The sequence below is a fragment of the Haloferax sp. YSSS75 genome (genome assembly GCF_046764215.1).
GTDB lineage: Archaea > Halobacteriota > Halobacteria > Halobacteriales > Haloferacaceae > Haloferax.
This window is the reverse complement of record NZ_CP177206.1, coordinates 2,940,738-2,958,056: the sequence shown is the minus strand read 5'-3', so window position 1 is coordinate 2,958,056 and position 17,319 is coordinate 2,940,738. Positions and strand designations below refer to the sequence as shown.

The following is a 17,319-nucleotide window of genomic DNA, read 5'->3' as shown; positions in this document are numbered from 1 at the left end:
TAGCCCTGCCGACGCAGTGTGGCGAACTCGAAGTGACCGTCCCGACCCGATGGCTTAAACCGAAAGACGGTCCAAGAGGGACGCAATGCGAACAGCGGACCTGACGGGCCTGCCGACGGGGATTCCCGAGGCCCTCCACGACGAGGGTATCGAGGAACTCTACCCACCGCAGGCCGAGGCCGTCGAGGCCGGCCTGACCGACGGCGAGAGCCTCGTTGCCGCCGTCCCGACGGCGAGTGGAAAGACGCTCATCGCGGAACTCGCGATGCTGTCGAGCGTCGCACGCGGCGGCAAAGCACTCTACATCGTCCCGCTCAGAGCGCTCGCCTCGGAGAAGAAAGCCGAGTTCGAGCGCTGGGAGGAGTACGGCATCGACGTGGGCGTCTCGACGGGGAACTACGAATCCGACGGCGAATGGCTCTCGTCGCGCGACATCATCGTCGCCACCTCGGAGAAGGTGGACTCGCTCGTCCGCAACAACGCGGCGTGGATGGACCAACTCACCTGCGTCGTCGCCGACGAAGTCCACCTCGTGGACGACAGAAACCGCGGGCCGACGCTCGAAGTCACGCTGGCGAAGCTTCGGCGACTCAATCCGAACCTCCAGACCGTCGCGCTGTCGGCGACTGTCGGCAACGCGGACGTCGTCGCCGACTGGTTGGACGCCGAACTCGTCCAGTCCGACTGGCGACCAATCGAACTCAAGATGGGCGTCCACTACGGCAACGCCATCAACTTCGACGACGGGAGTCAGCGAGAGGTTCCGGTCGGGCGCGGTGAGCGACAGACACCTGCACTGGTGGCCGACGCCCTCGACGGCGACGACGCCGACGACCAGGGGTCGTCGCTCGTCTTCGTCAACTCGCGTCGGAACGCCGAGTCCGCCGCCCGGCGGATGGCTGACGTGACAGACCAGTACATCACGGGCGACGAACGCGGCGAACTCGCGGAACTCGCCGCCGAGATACGCGACGTCTCCGACACCGAAACCTCGGAGGACCTCGCAAAAGTCGTCGCCAAGGGCGCGGCGTTCCACCACGCTGGCCTCGCCTCCGAGCACCGCACACTCGTCGAAGACGCGTTCCGCGACAGACTCATCAAGTGTATCTGCGCCACGCCGACGCTCGCGGCGGGCGTCAACACGCCGAGTCGACGCGTCATCGTCCGCGACTGGCAGCGCTACGACGGCGACTACGGCGGCATGAAACCGCTCGACGTCCTCGAAATCCACCAGATGATGGGTCGTGCCGGCCGCCCGGGACTCGACCCCTACGGCGAGGCAGTCCTCCTCGCTAAAGACGCAGATTCGCGCGACGAACTGTTCGAACGGTACATCTGGGCCGACCCGGAGGACGTCCACTCGAAACTCGCCGCCGAACCCGCGCTTCGGACACACTTGCTGGCGACCATCGCGTCGGGGTTCGCCCACACCCGCGAAGGACTCCTCGAATTCCTCGACCAGACGCTCTACGCGGCACAGACCGACGACCCGGAGCGATTGGGACAGGTGACAGACCGGGTCCTCGACTACCTCGAAATCAACGGGTTCGTCGAATTCGAAGGCGAGACGATTCAGGCGACACCTGTCGGTCACACCGTCTCGCGCCTCTACCTCGACCCGATGAGCGCGGCCGAAATCATCGACGGACTCGAATGGGCGGCGGACCACCGAACTGAGAAACTGCGGGCGCTGGCGGGCGAGACGGACGACGCGCCGAAACGCGAGCGGAAGTCCGAACCCGACGAAACTGCCGGCTTCCAGAAGGCCAGCGAGATGAGAAGCGCCGGCGACGACGGCGGTGACGACGGCGGCGACGACGACGAGTTCGAGACGGACATCACCTATCCGACGCCGCTCGGCCTCTACCACCTCGTCTGCCGGACGCCGGACATGTACCAACTCTACCTCAAATCCGGTGACCGCGAGACGTACACCGAGCTGTGTTACGAGCGCGAACCCGAGTTCCTCGGGCGCGTCCCCTCGGAGTACGAAGACGTCGCCTTCGAAGACTGGCTCTCGGCGCTCAAGACGGCGCGCCTCCTCGAAGACTGGGTCGGCGAAGTCGACGAAGACAGAATCACGGAACGCTACGGCGTCGGACCGGGCGACATCCGCGGGAAAGTCGAGACGGCGGAGTGGCTTTTGGGCGCGGCGGAACGCCTCGCCGCCGAGTTGGACCTCGAAGCAGTCTACGCGGTCCGCGAGGCGAAAAAGCGCGTCGAGTACGGCGTCCGCGAGGAGTTACTGGACCTCGCAGGCGTCCGCGGTGTCGGCCGAAAGCGTGCCCGGCGACTGTTCGAAGCAGGTGTCGAGACGCGCGCTGACCTGCGCGAGGCGGAGAAGTCGCGCATCCTCGCCGCCCTCCGCGGGCGACGAAAGACTGCCGAGAACATCCTCGAAGCGGCGGGTCGGAAGAACCCCTCGATGGACGATATCGACGAGTCCGACGCGCCGGACGACGCCGTCCCCGACGACACGGGATTCGAGACGGCCAAAGAGCGGGCCGACCAGCAGGCCAGTCTGGGTGATTTCGAATGAGAGTCCTCGAAGCGCAGGCCACCGTCTCGGACCTCGACGCGTTCATCGCCACCGTCGGCGACGTCTCCGAGGAGACAGGCGCGACGATTCAGGCGTTCGACGCCCGGTTCGTCGTCGGCCGTGACCACCTCGAACTGGCGGTGGAACTCGCTGACCGGGCAATCGCTCGCGGCAACGAAATCGCTCGCGACAGGGCCGTCGAATTCATCCTCTACGCCAGCGGACGCCGACAAATCGAGCGAGCCTTCGAGATGGGTGTCTCTGACGGAACGCACCCAGTCGTGATTATCGTCGACGGCGGCGACGAGGGCGCGGCAGAGACGGCGCTCTTCGACCGTCTCGAACTCGAACCCGCGACGACACTCGGCGAGTACGACGAGTCGCTCGTCCGCGACTTCTTCGACGTCGGTGACGCCGAACTCACCGCAGCGAACGGCGACCTGCCAGCGCTCGTCAAAGAACGAGTTGCACTTCTCACGGTGGAACGCTGAGGTCATACGGGAGGTACATTATCTACAAAATCGACCGCTGTCTTGCGGTTTTTCCACCCGAAACGAACCCCTTAGATTTGTAAAACGAACCCCTTCGTTTCAACTGGAGAACAGGGCGACGGGGTGCCCTGTCAAGCGTAGAACGCAGAGAAGTAGTCCCACCAGGATTCGAACTTCCGGGAGTCACCTCCCGACGTTCGAATCGCGAGACCAGTATAGTCCCACCAGGATTCGAACCTGGGTCGTTGCCCCCAGAAGGCAACAGGATTGGCCACTACCCCATGGGACTTCGCATCATCTCGTAATTCGCGGGTATTTGTAAACGTTGCGTGTCGAGAGAGCCGTGTCATCGCTTCGCAGTCAGTCGGATAGACGTGCATAAACCGCCACCTATTTGCCCTCGTTCTATCCATTGTCGTGTATGTACGTCGGACGATTCGTCGTCGTCGGTCCCGGAATCGGTGCGTATCGTGTCTCCTCTCGGTCCTTCCCGAACCGACAGGTCGTGGAGCGAGATGGAACACTGACCGTCGGGCCGACGCCCGATGCACCGGAGACTGACAACCCCTACATCGCCTACAACTGCGTCCGCGAAGGCGGCGACTACGTCGTCGTCGGTAACGGGTCACAGGTCGACCCCATCGCGGAGAAACTCGACATGGGCTACACGCCGCGTGATGCCCTCGCGGAGATTCTGCTCGCCCTCGACTACGAGAAAGACGACTACAACACGCCGCGTATCGCCGGCGTCGTCGGTGCCGACACCGCCTTCATCGGCATCGTCCGCAAGGACGCCCTCCTCGTGGAGGAAGTCGAAGAACCGACGCTCGTCGCAACCTACGAAGAAGACACGCCCCGAGCGTTCGACCTGACCGCCGACAGCGCCGCCGACGCCGCCCGCGAACTCTACGACCACGAGTTCGAACACGCCGTCTGTGCCGCCGCCGCGACGGTGGATGAGTCTGTGGAGACGGCGTTCTACAACGGCGAATAACCACCCTTCGGCGAGCGCGGGTGGTGGCCGTTCGCCCCCGAACTTATCAATCTCCCAACCGTACTTCGAGCCATGCGTCTGGGCGTCATCTCGGACGTGCATGGAAACCTTCCAGCACTCGACACCGTCCTGTCGGACATGCCATCGGTCGACCACGTCGTCTGTGCCGGCGACGTCGTCGGGTACAACCCGTGGCCCGACGAGTGTGTCACCGAACTCGTCGAACGCGGAGTTCCGACCGTCTCGGGGAACCACGACCGGGCGGTCACCGCCGGGACCGGGTTTCGGTTCAACAGTCTCGCCGCCGCCGGCGTCGACTTCGCCCGCGACGAACTCTCTCCGTCGTCACTGGATTGGCTCACGTCGCTTCCAGAGACGAAGACACTCTTCGGCGGGCGCGTCAAACTCGTCCACGGCCACCCAGAGGACCCAGACCGCTACACCTACCCCGACGACTTCGCTCCACGCCTGCTAGACGGCGAAGACCTGCTGGTGATGGGCCACACTCACGTACAGGGTCACCGCATCTACGACGACGGAATCGTGTTGAACCCGGGGAGCGTCGGCCAACCGCGCGACGGCGACCCCCGAGCGGCCTACGCCGTCGTCGATTTGGACGCGACGACAGTCGACGAACGCCGCGTCACCTACGACATCGACCGCGTCGCAGAACGCGTCCGCGAGGTCGGACTCCCAGAGCGAATCGGGAGCAGACTCTACGAGGGTCGGTGAGCACGACGCGAAGAAATCGGCGGGGCGAACCGAGCGTCAGTTCGAGACGGGGCGGAGTTTCGCCGAGAAGTGCCGGAGTTCCTTCATCGGCGGTTCCTCGACGATTTCGAGGCCCTCGTACTCGTGGGCCGTCTCCATCGCCTTCGCCGCCGTCTCGGCGATGTGTTCGAGATGTTCTCGACTGTAGGTCCGGCGGGGGAGTGCGAGGCGAACGAGGTCAGGTCGGTCGGTGCCGGGGAAGGCGAACCCGCCGAGTTCGACGCCGCGAACGCCACCCTCGCGGTAGAGCGCGCAGACGAGTTCCTGTCCGGGATACTTCTCTTTCGGGACGTGCGGGAATATCTCGCCGGCGTCGAGGTAGACGGCGTGGCCACCTGTCGGGAGATAGACCGGGACGTCTTCTTCGGAAAGCAGGTCACCGAGTTCGGCCACCTGTTCGACACGGTCAGAGACGTACGGCGGCGTGACCGCTTCGCGCAGGCCGACGGCCATCGCCTCGATGTCGCGACCCGAGAGGCCGCCGTAGGTGGGAAAGCCCTCGAAGAGAATCGCACGCTGTTTGGCGTGTTCGAACACCGTCTCGTCGCGCATGGCGGTGAACCCGCCGATGTTGACGAGGGCGTCTTTCTTGCCGGACATCGTGATGGCGTCGGCGTGGGCGAACTGTTCGCGTGCAATCTCCGCGACAGACCAGTCTTCGTAGCCTGCTTCGTTCTCCTTGATGAAGTGGGCGTTCTCCGCGAATCGGCAGGCGTCGATGACGAACATGGCGTCGATATCCTTCGCGAACTCGGCGACGGCGCGAATGTTGGCCATCGAGACGGGTTGGCCGGCGACGGAGTTGTTCGTAATCGTCTGGACGACGACTGGAATCGCGTCTGCACCGACTTCTTCGACGAGGGCGTATCCCGCGTCGATGTCGAAGTTACCCTTGAACTTCTCGTTGGAGTTCGGGTCACGGGCGGCGGGCGACGGGCAGTCGATGGGTTCTGCACCCTGATTGACGACGTGTGCCCGCGTCGTGTCGAAGTGTGAGTTGTTCGGAACGACGTCGCCGTCTTCGAGGAGGACACCGTAGAGGACGTTCTCGGCACCGCGGCCCTGATGGGTCGGGATGACGTACTCGAACCCCATCACGTCGCGGACGGACTCTGCGAGTCTGGCGAACGATTCGCTGCCGGCGTACGCCTCGTCACCGCGAATCATCGCTGCCCACTGGTCGGCGGACATCGTCCCCGTCCCCGAGTCGGTCAGCAAGTCGATGTAGACGTCGCGAGCGTCGAGATTGAAGACGTTGTACCCAGCCCGTTCGAGGGCCGCCTCTCGTTCCTCGCGAGAGGGGAGTTCGATGGGTTCGACCATCTTTGCCTTGTACGAGCGCATACCCAGAGACACACCGGCGAATGTGAAGAAGGCTGTAGGCAGAAAATCGAGGGACTGAGGCCGTTTCTCGCCGTTCGTGGACGAGACTGTACATCGGTGCTGTCGTTTCCTTGAACACCGCTTCGAGTGGTAGTGACTACTCGACGGTGAGACAGCAGAGGCGGGTCATCTCCAGTAGAAACAGCGTCCGGTCGTGGAGGAGCAGTCGGGTTAGAATTCGTCTTGGATGATTTCGAGTGTCTCTTCTCGGTCGTCCCACGCGACGAAGATAGCGACGGACGTCGCGGAGGTGATGACGTCGTGGATGTTGATGCCGGCGTCGGAGAGCGGTTGGACGATGTCGAGGATGACGCCCGGACGGTTCGGGAGTTCGCCGCCGGTGACGCGGATGACGGCGATGTCGTCTTCGACGGTGACAGACGACAGGGCGTCGTCGGCGATGACCCGGTCGTGGAGCACTGCTTCGGCCCGGTTGGCCTCGTCTTCGGTGACGTAGAACGTGACGGAGTCCATCCCCGACGCGACGGAGTCTACGTTGATTTGCTCGTCGCGGAGGGCGACAGAGAGGTCCGCGAGGATGCCCGGCCGGTTGCGAATCGCCCGGCCCGCGACGGTGAGACAGGCCAGCGGTTCTTCCTGCATGTCGATGAGGTTGTGGAACTCACCTTCGATGAGCGTCCCCCCGGTGAGCAAGTCGCCGTGCTGGTAGTGGACGACGCGTACGTCGAGCGCTTCGTCCTTGTACGAGAGTGCCGACGGAGCGACGACTTCCGCGCCACGGAACGAGAGGTTGCGGAGTTCGTCGACGGTGATACGGCCGACGTTGCGCGCGCCCTCGACGACGCGTGGGTCACCCGTCATGACGCCCTCGACGTCCGTGACGATGACGACTTCGTCGGCGTCCATGTACTTCCCGAGCATCACGGCGGAGGTGTCGGACCCACCGCGTCCGAGCGTCGTCACTTCGCCGTCGAGGGTCTGTGCGAGGAACCCCGTGATGACCGGGACGACGCCGTCTAACTCCGCGGCGAGTTTCTCGGCGCGTCGCTGCGTCTCTTCGACCTCGACTTCGCCGAGTTCGTTGGTGATGACCGGCCAGTCTTCCGACCCGGGTTCGACGAACAGGGCGTTGACACCGCGGGCCGAGAGGGCCGCTTTCAACATCCGGACGCTCGTCCGTTCGCCCATCGAGACGATTTCTGCCCGGTCTTTGTCGTCCGCTTCGAACTTGATTTCGTCGAGCAAGTCGTCGGTGGTCGACCCCATCGCCGAGGCGACGACTGCTATCTCGTGTCCCTTCTCGACTGCCGCCGCGATGGAATCTGCGGCGCGGTTGATTCGGTCACCACTCCCGAGAGAGGTGCCGCCGAACTTCGCGACTACGCGCATCGTCCCTCCGAATGGGGGTGCTTCGACGTCTGGTGCTCAATCATGCGAGGGGCTAACGCGGGGGCACGTATAACTATGTCCTCTTTTTCAACCGTTGCCGACTTCCCCGAATCCGAGGACGAGACGAGGCCTCTCGGCCGTCTCTCGGTGCGGAGGTTTATGAACGATGGAGCGGAACCATTCGACATGGAAGTCAGAGACGCCGTCGATTCCGACGCCGAAGCAATCGCCGCCGTCGCCGACGCGCCGACGCGGGCGATGCGTCGGTTGATACGCGACCGAACCGTCCGGGTCGCGACGGACGACAGCGGTGCCGACCCGAACGTGGACGCGCCGGTGGCGGACGAACCCGTCCTCGGGTTCGTCGGGTTCGACGTTCGCGACGGTGTCGTCCACGTCACGCGTCTCGACGGGACGGACGACGCGACGCGTCGCCTCCTCGAAGAACCCCTCCGATTCGCCAGTACCGAAGGACTGCCGGTCGAAGTCCTCGTCGTCGAGTCTGAACCGTCGCTTCGGGACGCGGTCAAACAGGCGGGGTTCGAGCGCGTCGGCGACGGGCCGAGGTTCGACGGCTATCCGACGATTCGATACCGGCACACGGAGACGACGTAATCGCCGGTGAGAAAACGGAGTTCGAGTGGAAGCGAAGGGGTTCAGTCGTCCGCGGGCGGTGCGTCCGCCGGCACTTCGTGGTCGGAGATTCTCGCCATCGGTGCGAGGAAGGCAGTCGGGTCGAACTCCTCGAGAGCGTCGCCATCGGCCACGCGAGTCGGCCAGTCCGGGTTGGCGAGCGCACTCGTCCCGAGTGTGAAGAGGTCGACACCGGCGTCGACAGTCTGCCGTGCTGCGTTGGGGTCGCCAAGCCCACCGTTGGCGACGACGACTGTTCCGTCTTGGACGTACTCGACTGCCGCGTCGGCGAGCGTCGGTCCGTCGTCACCGAACGCGGGAGTGGTCGCATCCGGTTCGGTCGTGTGGACGTAGTCGGCACCGGCCGAGGAGAGTTCCGCGAAGAAGACTGCGGCGGCGTCCTCGCCTTCGGGCCACTCGTAGCTGTCGTCAGTCACCTTGGTCTGTGAGACACGAACGCCGACGACGAAGTCGTCGGGGACTGCGTCGTCGATGGCCGAGACGACTTCTGCCGGGAATCGAACCCGGTCTTCGGGCGTACCACCGTACTCGTCGTCTCGCTGATTCGCGTCGGCCGCGAGGAACTCGTTGAGGAGGTAGCCGTTCGCACCGTGGACTTCGACGCCGTCGAATCCAGCCTCGACTGCGTTCGTCGCCGCGTCGACGAACCCCTCGAGGACGACTTCGAGGTCCGCTGCAGTCGCCTCCTTCGAGACGGCGAACTCCCCGCTCCCGCCGTAGGGTTCGGCCTGCTCACCGGCGGGTTGGACCGGTGACGGCCCGAGTGTCACCTCACCGTCGACGTGTGGATTACCCTGTGACTGTGCGCCAGCGTGCATCAACTGCGCGAAGATGGGTGTGTCGGCGTCGTGAACGGCGTCTGTGACCTGCGTCCACGCCGCGACGTGGTCGTCCGTGACGAGGCCGGGTTGGTTGAGATAGCCCTGACTGTAGGCGTCGTCGGTGTAAACGCCCTCGGTGACGAGGAACGAAAAGCCGCCGTCGGCGAACTTCGCGTAGTACCGTGCCATCTCGTCGGTCGCTCGGCCGTCGGCCGACGCACTGACACGAGTCATTGGTGCGAGACCGGCACGGTTCTCCAGTGTGAGGTCGTTCACTGTCGTCGCGTCGAACAGCACATCGTCAGACATCACCTGCGTTCCGAACGCGACGATGAAAAGGAGACGGCGGTCTGGTTCGCGAGAGCCACATCCGTCGTGGTACCACCCCACACCCGTGGCCGGTGTTACGAGAACTTTCTGACCGTCATGTTCAGCGTGTCGAGGTCCACGATGGGCGCGTATCCCGAGTCTGGGTCGATGTTGACGGACTTCTGGAAGTCGGTCTGGGCCTGCCAGCACCCGGAGTTGACCGCGAGGACGTTGTGATACTTCCCCCATCCGAGTTTGTGGACGTGGCCGGTGTGGAAGATGTCGGGGACGTCCTCCATGACGAGATAGTCGAGTTCCTCGGGGGCGAGACGCGTGTGTCCACCGAACTGCGGCGCGACGTGTCGCTTCTTCAGAAGCTGATACATCGCCTTGTGCGGTTCGTCGTAACTCGCCTTCTCGGACGGGAGTTCGGCGATGACTTCGTCCAGCGAGACGCCGTGGTACATGAGTATCTTGACGCCTTCGAGCGTCACCATCGAGGGGTTAGACGTGATTGTGGCGTCGTGGGCCGACATGATGTCGCGTAAGTTGTCGTCGAATCCGGGTTGTGGTTCTGCGAGACGAACCGCGTCGTGGTTGCCCGGAATCATCACGATATCGAGGTCACCCGGCACCGACTTGAGGTGCTCCGAGAACGCGCGGTACTGGTCGTAGATGTCGATAATGTCGAGTTCCTCGTCCTGATTCGGGTAGACACCGACGCCTTCGACCATGTCGCCGGCGATGAGGAGATACTCGATATTTTCGGCTTCCTCGGTGTGAAGCCAATCTGCGAAGCGGTTCCACGCACCCTCCATGAACTCCTGACTGCCGACGTGGACGTCGGAGATGAGCGCCGCCTGTACGTGACGGTCTGCCGTGTTCGGACGGTAGCTACGCGGCACGTCCGGGAAGTGCAGCGAATCGACGAAGAGGATACCCGCGTCACCCGAGAGCGTCCCTTGGACCGCGATACACTCGTCCATGAGGAGTTCGGACACGTTCGCGGCGATGTCCTTGTCTTTCATCACGAGACACGGGAAGGTGCCAGTCGTGTCTTCGAGGTCGATTATCCAGTGGCCGCTCTTGGTCGACCGAACGTCGTCAACGAGACCGATGAGTTCGGCGTCTTCCCCGCCAGACATCTTCGAGATGGCTTTCGCGGGGCGGTGGTTGACCCGCCCACGAAGCATCTTCGAGAGCTTCTCGTACCGGTCGCGGAACACCTTCACGAAGTCGCCGTACTCGCCGGTTCCGGTCGACTGCCCGGTCATGTCGTTCGCGATGTCGAGCGAGCGAAGCGAGGAGTCCGTGTTTCGTCCGCTCGCCGACCGGTCTGCGTTTCGTTCACTCGCCCCACCCTCTGTTTCAGGTGGAGTCGAATCGCCAACAGGTTCGTCTCTATCGGTCGATGTTGCAGCGGAAACAGGGGGGTCTTCAGTGGCTGGACCGCTGGCCGATTCGGTCCCCGGTGGGTCCGAGGCGGGTGCCGACGCGAGCACCTCGCGGACGTGGTCGGTCGTGATGCGAAGCGCGTCGTCCGGAACCGACTCGACGACTCGAGTGAGCGTCACGCTCGGGTTCTCTGACCCGGCGATGAGCGTCACGGCCTCGCGTTCGGCGTTGTAGCCGCGACTGACGAGTGCCCGAACGATGCGCGCCGGCGTCTCCTGTGGCACACGCCGGAATCGGCGGAGCGGAGCAAAAAGGATGCCGAAACCCAGAACGTTGAAACCCGGCCCGGGTATACTGAGGGTGATGAGTGCCGACGACGACCGCCCGCCGTTCGACGAGGCGAGAGGCGGTCCCGACCCCGACGAAGGACTTCTCAAACGACTTCGGACGGCGGACGACGGCCCACTCTTATTCGTTCGCGAGGCGCTCGTCAGCGCACTCGCGGTGCTCGCCGTCGGGTTACTCTTGTTTGCTGTCAGCGGTGTGTGGCCACCCATGGTCGCCGTCGAGAGCGGAAGCATGGAACCACACATGCACAAAGGTGACCTCGTGTTCGTCACGGGTCCCGAGCGCTATGCGCCCGACGCTGCAGTCGAAGGCACCTCCGTCGTCACCGCCGAGACGGGTTCAGAAGTCGGCTATCGGACCTTCGGCGACGCCGGGAACGTCATCGTCTACGACAATCCGGGTGTCGGCGGCCCACCGATTATCCATCGGTCCATGCTCTGGGTCGAAGAAGGTGAAAACTGGTACGACAGAGCGAACCCCGACTACATGTCGGCGTCCAACTGCGAGCAACTCGCACACTGTCCGGCCCCGTACGACGGGTTCATCACCAAAGGTGACAACAACCCCCGCTACGACCAGGTGAGCGGTATCAGCGACCCTGTTCGCGCCGAGTGGGTACAGGGTGTCGCGCGCGTTCGCATCCCGTTCCTCGGGTGGGTCCGCCTGACGCTCGCCAGTACGATGTCGTCGACGACACCGATTACCCCAGTTCCAGTCCCAGTCGAAGACGTGCCAAGCCCTGCCGACCCTGCTGGCTCGAACCACGTCGCAACGCCGCCGCTGGCGGCGTAGAGAACGGTAAAACGTTCGCACCCACGTTCTGATTCCGAATCAGTTGTCGAACCGCGCCTGCACGAACGGTTGGGCACTCTCGATGTCTCCGAGGCGCGAGTCGGTCAACAGGACCGCTTCCGTCTCGTCGATAGGAACGGAGAGGCTGATTTCCTTGGTTCGGCCGTAGCGACCCTTGGAGACGACGACGGCGTTGACGATGCCGAGCATGTCGAGTTCCGAGATGAGGTCGGTGACGCGACGCTGTGTGAGGACGTCGGCGTCTATCTCCTCACAGAGGCGCTTGTAGATGTTGAACACCTCGCCGGTGTTGATGTTGCGGACGCCGTTCTTCTCGAGGAGGATGATGGCAAACAGGACGATTTTCGACTGCGTCGGGAGCGTCCGGACGACTTCGACCACCCGGTCGAGTTCGATTTTGTCCTGTGCCTGTCTGACGTGTGCTTCTTCGACGGTGTCGGCCTGCCCGCGTTCTGCGAGTTCGCCGGCAGTTCGGAGTAAGTCGAGTGCCCGGCGTGCGTCACCGTGTTCCTGCGCGGCGAACGCCGCACACAGCGGGATGACGTCGTCGGTCAGCGCGCCACCTTTGAAGGCTACGTCGGCGCGGTGCTGGAGGATATCTCGGAGTTGGTTGGCGTCGTACGGCGGGAAGACGATTTCTTCCTCGCCGAGGCTCGATTTGACCCGTGGGTCGAGGAAGTCGGTGAACTTCAGGTCGTTCGAGATGCCCATGATAGAGATGCGCGAGTTTTCCAGTTCCGAATTCATCCGCGAGAGGTTGTAGAGCGTGTCGTCGCCGGATTTCTCGACGAGTTTGTCGATTTCGTCGAGCATGATGACGACGACGCGTTCTTTGTAATCGACGGCGTCGAAGAACGTCGTATAGACGCGGTCTGTCGGCCACCCCGTCATCGGTACCGTCTCCATCTCGTCGGCGTCCTCGGAGAGTTCTTCCGCGCGTTCGTCTATCTCGGCAATCGAGTCGTAGGGGGTGTCTTCGAGTGCGTTCGGGTTTTCTGTCGCCCGCGTGCGCATCTCGTCCAACTCGTCGAGTTCCGCCTCGATGCGCTCGAAGTTCTTCTCGATGAACTTGTTCGCGAGTTGAGCCAGGACACGATACTGGGTATCCGTCACCTCGCAGTTGATGTATTCGACTTCACACGGGACGTCGTACTTCATCGACGTCGATTCGAGTTCTTGGCTGACGAACTTCGCACTCGCTGTCTTTCCGGTCCCCGTCTTCCCGTAGATGAGGATGTTCGACGGCGTCTCGCCGCGGAGGGCGGAGACGAGAATCGTCGCCATCTGGTTGATTTGGTCGGTACGGTGCGGGAGTTCGTGCGGCGTGTACGAGGGGCGAAGGACCTCCTTGTTCTCGAAGATGGGTTCGCCCGCGAGTAAATCGTCGAAGAGGCCTTTCGACCCGTCGTCGTCGTTCAGGACGACTTTGTCGAGTCCGACGTCCGGGTCTTTGTGCTGGTCCACGCCACCGGACTGTGTCCGGTTGTCTGCCGAGGTTTCCTCGGCAACGTCGTCGGCCTCCGTCTCGTGGACCGACGGAACCTGTTCGTCGACGTCACCAGACTCTGTCTGGTGGGCTGACGAACGGAGTTCGTCAACGCCGTCCTCCTCGTCGGGGACGTCCGTGTCGGGACCGATGCTGGCCTGGATGTCGATGTCCTCAGCGGAGACGCTCGACGCGTCACCACGCCCGTCGGCGTCGTCCGCCAGGGTATCCCCCTCTCCGTTCCGGCTTTCGCCTGGTGTTTCTTCCTCGTCCATCGTGTATGCCCCCTCGTTTCAAGTGGAATGTGCGCCCAAAACGGCCCAGAGAGAGTATGTAACCGGTGATGACCGGTTTCAACTCCGATAGCCACAGAAGGCGCTTCCAGATGATGCAAAGGAACCAAACGAACAGTTGGTACAAAAGTCTTACTTCTCCGACTCGTCTACCGGGTGAACACCGCGAAATCGGCAGATGAGAACGGTTTCGACACGAACAGTCGTCGGTCGTTCGAACCGAACACTCTGGACGAAAAGGACGTGACGTGATGAGTTTGGACGGTGTGATTCGGATGCGTGTGGACGACGATTCGGCAAGTGAGCCGGGTGGTGCCGCGTCGAGGCTACCGAACGCGATGTCGTTCGACCTGAAGTGATGCCCTCGGGGGGTGGACGGTAACGCTCCAGTGCGTGAGTCCGTCGGAAATGTGGACCGTTCGGTCGGGGTCGAACCAGCGATGACCCGGACGAAGGTATCGTCGGTTGCTGGCATCCGCGTCGGTCCGATGCTGAGGCGTCCGTGTCGGTCCGATGCTGAGGTGACCGACGCGCACAAGAGTTGCGTGCCGTGACGTCGTCCTCGAATCGAGTAACAGACGGGGATCGCCCGGCGCCGAACCCACAGTTCGGTGTGAGTCGAGCGACACGAGTGGTTCTCGTGGACTGGAATCGAGTTCGTGTCGACGGAGATGGTCCTAGCCGACTCGAAAAATTGGGTCCCGTAACCCCTTGGTTTCGTGTGGAAACCGGTGAATCACTGTATCGAATAATCCGAGAGCTTGAGGGCCTGACGAGGGTGATTAACCGACGGTTTCGAGCGAATATAAGTGGCTGATCTCCAGTTCGACGGGAAACCCCTGGGTCTCGATGCCCCCACACCCCTTCATTTCGATTGGAGACGAGAATAGGTGGGGAGGGGGTCTCGGCTGGTTCTACAAAGGGGTGGTTTTATTACACGTCACTGGCTACCAAACCCGTAGTAGAGGAAGAATTGTTTTTATTGTTACCACGGGTTAATGAATTAACAGCTGACCGCCGTCTAGCGGTTCACCCGACCCCACCCTCTCGGGCCGTTCCACCTGAAACGAAGGGGTGGGGGTGTTCGCCCCCGTCTATTTCGTGTGCATCGTGACCACTGCGCACGACTGGTGACGGCCCTGTCCGTTCTGTCGACGTTCGAGAACCACCCTCGGATGTGAGGTGACGCGCTCACACGTGTACACGGAAAGAAGACTATCTATCCCCCTCGAATTACCGAATCACACAGAGACCACGCCTGTCTCACCATCGTATCGGGCCGTTTCGAGGGGTTCGACCCGAAACGACACAGAATCCGGGTTTCACGTTTTATATCTGAAACTTGACTAGTGTCTGACGTAGTGCTTAAGTGAGTCCGGTTGGGTGATACCTCCATACGCCCTCCACGACGAGTTCGGGAGGAGCGGGAGGCCCAGGATGGGACTGCTTACAGACCTACGAGACAGCATCTCACGAGTCGTCGACCGGCTCTTTTCGGAGAGCGAGCCCAAGCGAATCGGAATCTATGGCCCGCCCAACGCCGGGAAGACGACTCTCGCAAATCGAATCGCCCGTGATTGGACCGGTGACGCAATCGGTCCAGAGAGCCACATCCCTCACGAGACTCGACGCGCTCGCCGAAAGGAGAACGTCGAAATCGAACGGGATGGCAAGAAAGTCACCATCGACATCGTCGACACGCCCGGTGTCACGACGAAAGTCGACTACAAAGAGTTCCTCGAACACGACATGGAGAAAGACGACGCCGTTCGTCGCTCCCGTGAGGCGACCGAAGGCGTCGCCGAAGCCATGCACTGGCTTCGCGAGGACGTCGATGGCGTCATCTACGTGCTCGACAGTACGAAAGACCCGATATCGCAGGTCAACACGATGCTCATCGGCATCATCGAGAGCCAGGACCTGCCGGTGCTCATCTTCGCCAACAAAATCGACCTCGAAGAGTCGAACGTCGAGCGTATTGCGAACGCGTACCCGCAACACGAGACGGTCGAACTCTCGGCACTCGAGGGAGAGAACATGGACGAAGTGTACGCCAAGATAGCGGAGTACTTCGCGTGATTCACCATGCCTGAAGCAACGGCCTCCGACAACGGCGCTGGCGGGGTTCAGATAGACCTCTTCAGTGGTAACCGGATGGCAAACCTCACGAGCATGGAGAAGATTCGCCTCATCCTCGATGGCGTCCGCGACGGGAACATCGTCATCCTCGAAGAGGGTCTCTCACCCGACGAAGAGTCCAAACTCATCGAAGTGACGATGGCCGAAATCAGCCCCGACGAGTTCAACGGCATCGAAATCGAGACGTATCCGCGCTCGCAGACCGCAGACCAGAGTTTCCTCGACCGACTCATGGGTCGGCAATCGACGCAGAAACTCACGGTCATCGGTCCGGCGAACCAGATTCAGACGCTCCACAAAGACGAGAATCTCATCAGCGCGCTCGTCTCACGGAAGTAGGAGGTCACCAACCACAACTCACGCGCCATCCGGCGCCCACATCTATCAATGCCACATCAATGCACGACGTGCGGAAAGGTGTTCCCTGACGGTTCGAAGGAGATGCTTTCGGGGTGTCCGAACTGCGGCGGAAACAAGTTCCAGTTCAAGCCCAAGACGGGCACTGGCGGTGCCGCGAAACCCAGTGACGACACTCCCACACGGAGCGGTGCCGGAACGCGGGACCTGACCTCCTCTGCGGCAGACGCAGTCCGAGAACGGGCCGAACAGACGGACGCCCGTCCCGACACCACAGACGAAGAGTTGACGGTCAGCGATTGGGTTCAGGAACGAGACGAGTCTGCACCGCCGGCGGATGCCGGTACACCCGACACGCAGACCGAACCTGCACCCGAACCGACCGCCGACCGAACCGGAGAAGACCCGTCACGAGAGTGGGGCGAGTGGCCCGACGCGCCAGACGACTCGCCCGCGTCCGACACGCCGCCTGCGTCTCCGTCGGACGAGCAACCACCCGAACCGTCCGCGTCGAAACCTCACATCCGCGCACGCGAGACGGACGAAGACACGTCGCAGAAGAGCGCCCGAAGCGACGTCGTCTCACCCGAGGAACTCGCTGCCGTCGACGAGAAGCACCGACGAGGTACAGCCGAACAACCGGGTGTGACGCCCGCTGGCGACGCCGACACACCGGAACGGCGGGAGGCAGCACGCGACGACGCGCCGCCGACAACCGACGGAACGACTATCGAACCCTCGTCGGACGAACGCCCGAATCTCGACGAACTCCGCGAAGAACTCAACGACCAGTTCGAGAGTATCAAGATCGTCAACCCCGGCCAGTACGAACTCAACCTCATGGAACTGTACGACCGGGACGAGTACATCATCTCGCTCAAAGAAGACGGCCGGTACGTCATCGAGGTTCCGGACTCCTGGGGACCGGGCTCCAGAGAAGACTGAGCGTCTCTGTCGCAGACGGGTCGCCCCGTCCGTCACCGCGCGCCGTTGCCTGCACCCCTCGACTTCCCGTGGACAGGTAGGCACAGCCCTCGCATAGGCACAATCATTATATACGGGAGTTGAGAGTATATTCTACTGGTGAGGCGCTATGTCCGACACCCAAACCAACAACAAGGTCGCCGAGTGGGCGGCGCTCGTGGGAGCGTCACTTCCGGAACCGCGACCAGACGA

General features: G+C 62.6%; 14 protein-coding genes and 1 tRNA gene. 9 read left to right on the top strand and 6 right to left on the bottom strand.

What is annotated here, in order from left to right:
* Positions 1–85 precede the first annotated feature (85 nt).
* Both ACK3R5_RS15390 and cgi121 read left to right on the top strand, forming a co-directional pair.
* Entirely contained in the window at positions 86–2,539 is a 2,454-nt protein-coding gene (locus tag ACK3R5_RS15390) for an ATP-dependent DNA helicase (RefSeq protein ID WP_411967589.1), read from the top strand.
* Complete coding sequence (cgi121, locus tag ACK3R5_RS15385) at positions 2,536–3,030, top strand: KEOPS complex subunit Cgi121 (protein ID WP_411967588.1); 495 nt, start codon at positions 2,536–2,538, stop codon at positions 3,028–3,030. Before ACK3R5_RS15390 ends, cgi121 begins: the two co-directional genes overlap by 4 nt.
* Before the next feature lie 216 nt (positions 3,031–3,246).
* On the opposite strand, the gene ACK3R5_RS15380 is transcribed toward cgi121, so the two are convergent.
* Positions 3,247–3,319: transfer RNA gene (locus tag ACK3R5_RS15380), tRNA-Gln, on the bottom strand.
* Positions 3,320–3,451: 132 nt separating this feature from the next.
* Between ACK3R5_RS15380 and ACK3R5_RS15375 the strand changes: the two genes are divergently transcribed.
* Both ACK3R5_RS15375 and ACK3R5_RS15370 read left to right on the top strand, forming a co-directional pair.
* Positions 3,452–4,024 carry an IMP cyclohydrolase gene (locus ACK3R5_RS15375; RefSeq protein ID WP_411967587.1) on the top strand — a complete coding sequence of 191 codons (573 nt, stop codon included), beginning with the start codon at positions 3,452–3,454 and terminating at the stop codon, positions 4,022–4,024.
* Between the two features lie 72 nt (positions 4,025–4,096).
* Positions 4,097–4,756 carry a metallophosphoesterase family protein gene (locus ACK3R5_RS15370; protein ID WP_411967586.1) on the top strand — a complete coding sequence of 220 codons (660 nt, stop codon included), beginning with the start codon at positions 4,097–4,099 and terminating at the stop codon, positions 4,754–4,756.
* 36 nt (positions 4,757–4,792) lie between these two features.
* Here the strand turns inward: ACK3R5_RS15370 and ACK3R5_RS15365 are convergent, their stop codons facing one another.
* Both ACK3R5_RS15365 and ACK3R5_RS15360 read right to left on the bottom strand, forming a co-directional pair.
* Positions 4,793–6,139 carry a tryptophanase gene (locus tag ACK3R5_RS15365; RefSeq protein ID WP_411964915.1) on the bottom strand — a complete coding sequence of 449 codons (1,347 nt, stop codon included), beginning with the start codon at positions 6,137–6,139 and terminating at the stop codon, positions 4,793–4,795.
* A gap of 210 nt (positions 6,140–6,349) precedes the next feature.
* Positions 6,350–7,528 (bottom strand): aspartate kinase, encoded by a 1,179-nt coding sequence (locus tag ACK3R5_RS15360; protein ID WP_411964914.1) that lies wholly within the window; start codon positions 7,526–7,528, stop codon positions 6,350–6,352.
* A 186-nt stretch (positions 7,529–7,714) separates the two neighbouring features.
* Between ACK3R5_RS15360 and ACK3R5_RS15355 the strand changes: the two genes are divergently transcribed.
* Complete coding sequence (locus ACK3R5_RS15355) at positions 7,715–8,143, top strand: hypothetical protein (protein ID WP_411964913.1); 429 nt, start codon at positions 7,715–7,717, stop codon at positions 8,141–8,143.
* A 41-nt stretch (positions 8,144–8,184) separates the two neighbouring features.
* Here the strand turns inward: ACK3R5_RS15355 and ACK3R5_RS15350 are convergent, their stop codons facing one another.
* Positions 8,185–9,312: an NADH:flavin oxidoreductase gene (locus tag ACK3R5_RS15350; RefSeq protein WP_411967585.1), complete on the bottom strand. Its 1,128-nt coding sequence runs from the start codon at positions 9,310–9,312 to the stop codon at positions 8,185–8,187.
* 95 nt (positions 9,313–9,407) lie between these two features.
* A complete protein-coding gene (locus ACK3R5_RS15345; protein WP_411967584.1) occupies positions 9,408–10,991 on the bottom strand; it encodes a DNA-directed DNA polymerase II small subunit in 1,584 nt (527 codons plus the stop codon).
* 79 nt (positions 10,992–11,070) lie between these two features.
* Here ACK3R5_RS15345 and ACK3R5_RS15340 point away from each other — a divergent pair, with 79 nt between their 5' ends.
* Positions 11,071–11,847, top strand: coding sequence for a S26 family signal peptidase (locus ACK3R5_RS15340; RefSeq protein ID WP_411967583.1), 777 nt, complete (start codon positions 11,071–11,073; stop codon positions 11,845–11,847).
* Between the two features lie 39 nt (positions 11,848–11,886).
* Here ACK3R5_RS15340 and ACK3R5_RS15335 read toward each other — a convergent pair whose 3' ends face one another.
* On the bottom strand, positions 11,887–13,629 hold the full coding sequence (locus tag ACK3R5_RS15335; protein WP_411967582.1) for a Cdc6/Cdc18 family protein: 1,743 nt from the start codon (positions 13,627–13,629) through the stop codon (positions 11,887–11,889).
* Positions 13,630–15,084: 1,455 nt separating this feature from the next.
* On the opposite strand from ACK3R5_RS15335, the gene ACK3R5_RS15330 reads away from it, so the two are divergent.
* From ACK3R5_RS15330 to ACK3R5_RS15320, 3 genes are all read left to right on the top strand, one after another.
* Positions 15,085–15,726, top strand: coding sequence for an Era-like GTP-binding protein (locus ACK3R5_RS15330; RefSeq protein WP_151111452.1), 642 nt, complete (start codon positions 15,085–15,087; stop codon positions 15,724–15,726).
* 6 nt (positions 15,727–15,732) lie between these two features.
* A complete protein-coding gene (locus ACK3R5_RS15325; RefSeq protein WP_411964908.1) occupies positions 15,733–16,125 on the top strand; it encodes a DUF2073 domain-containing protein in 393 nt (130 codons plus the stop codon).
* 78 nt (positions 16,126–16,203) lie between these two features.
* Entirely contained in the window at positions 16,204–17,088 is an 885-nt protein-coding gene (locus ACK3R5_RS15320) for a Zn-ribbon containing protein (protein ID WP_411967581.1), read from the top strand.
* Positions 17,089–17,319: the final 231 nt, after the last annotated feature.

What these genes read in the sequence shown, in the direction of transcription:
- ACK3R5_RS15390 (WP_411967589.1), top strand. Translation starts at nt 86, where the DNA reads ATGCGAACAGCGGACCTGACGGGCCTGCCGACGGGGATTCCCGAGGCC.
- cgi121 (WP_411967588.1), top strand. Translation starts at nt 2,536, where the DNA reads ATGAGAGTCCTCGAAGCGCAGGCCACCGTCTCGGACCTCGACGCGTTC.
- ACK3R5_RS15375 (WP_411967587.1), top strand. Translation starts at nt 3,452, where the DNA reads ATGTACGTCGGACGATTCGTCGTCGTCGGTCCCGGAATCGGTGCGTAT.
- ACK3R5_RS15370 (WP_411967586.1), top strand. Translation starts at nt 4,097, where the DNA reads ATGCGTCTGGGCGTCATCTCGGACGTGCATGGAAACCTTCCAGCACTC.
- ACK3R5_RS15365 (WP_411964915.1), bottom strand. Translation starts at nt 6,139, where the DNA reads ATGCGCTCGTACAAGGCAAAGATGGTCGAACCCATCGAACTCCCCTCT.
- ACK3R5_RS15360 (WP_411964914.1), bottom strand. Translation starts at nt 7,528, where the DNA reads ATGCGCGTAGTCGCGAAGTTCGGCGGCACCTCTCTCGGGAGTGGTGAC.
- ACK3R5_RS15355 (WP_411964913.1), top strand. Translation starts at nt 7,715, where the DNA reads ATGGAAGTCAGAGACGCCGTCGATTCCGACGCCGAAGCAATCGCCGCC.
- ACK3R5_RS15350 (WP_411967585.1), bottom strand. Translation starts at nt 9,312, where the DNA reads ATGTCTGACGATGTGCTGTTCGACGCGACGACAGTGAACGACCTCACA.
- ACK3R5_RS15340 (WP_411967583.1), top strand. Translation starts at nt 11,071, where the DNA reads ATGAGTGCCGACGACGACCGCCCGCCGTTCGACGAGGCGAGAGGCGGT.
- ACK3R5_RS15335 (WP_411967582.1), bottom strand. Translation starts at nt 13,629, where the DNA reads ATGGACGAGGAAGAAACACCAGGCGAAAGCCGGAACGGAGAGGGGGAT.
- ACK3R5_RS15330 (WP_151111452.1), top strand. Translation starts at nt 15,085, where the DNA reads ATGGGACTGCTTACAGACCTACGAGACAGCATCTCACGAGTCGTCGAC.
- ACK3R5_RS15325 (WP_411964908.1), top strand. Translation starts at nt 15,733, where the DNA reads ATGCCTGAAGCAACGGCCTCCGACAACGGCGCTGGCGGGGTTCAGATA.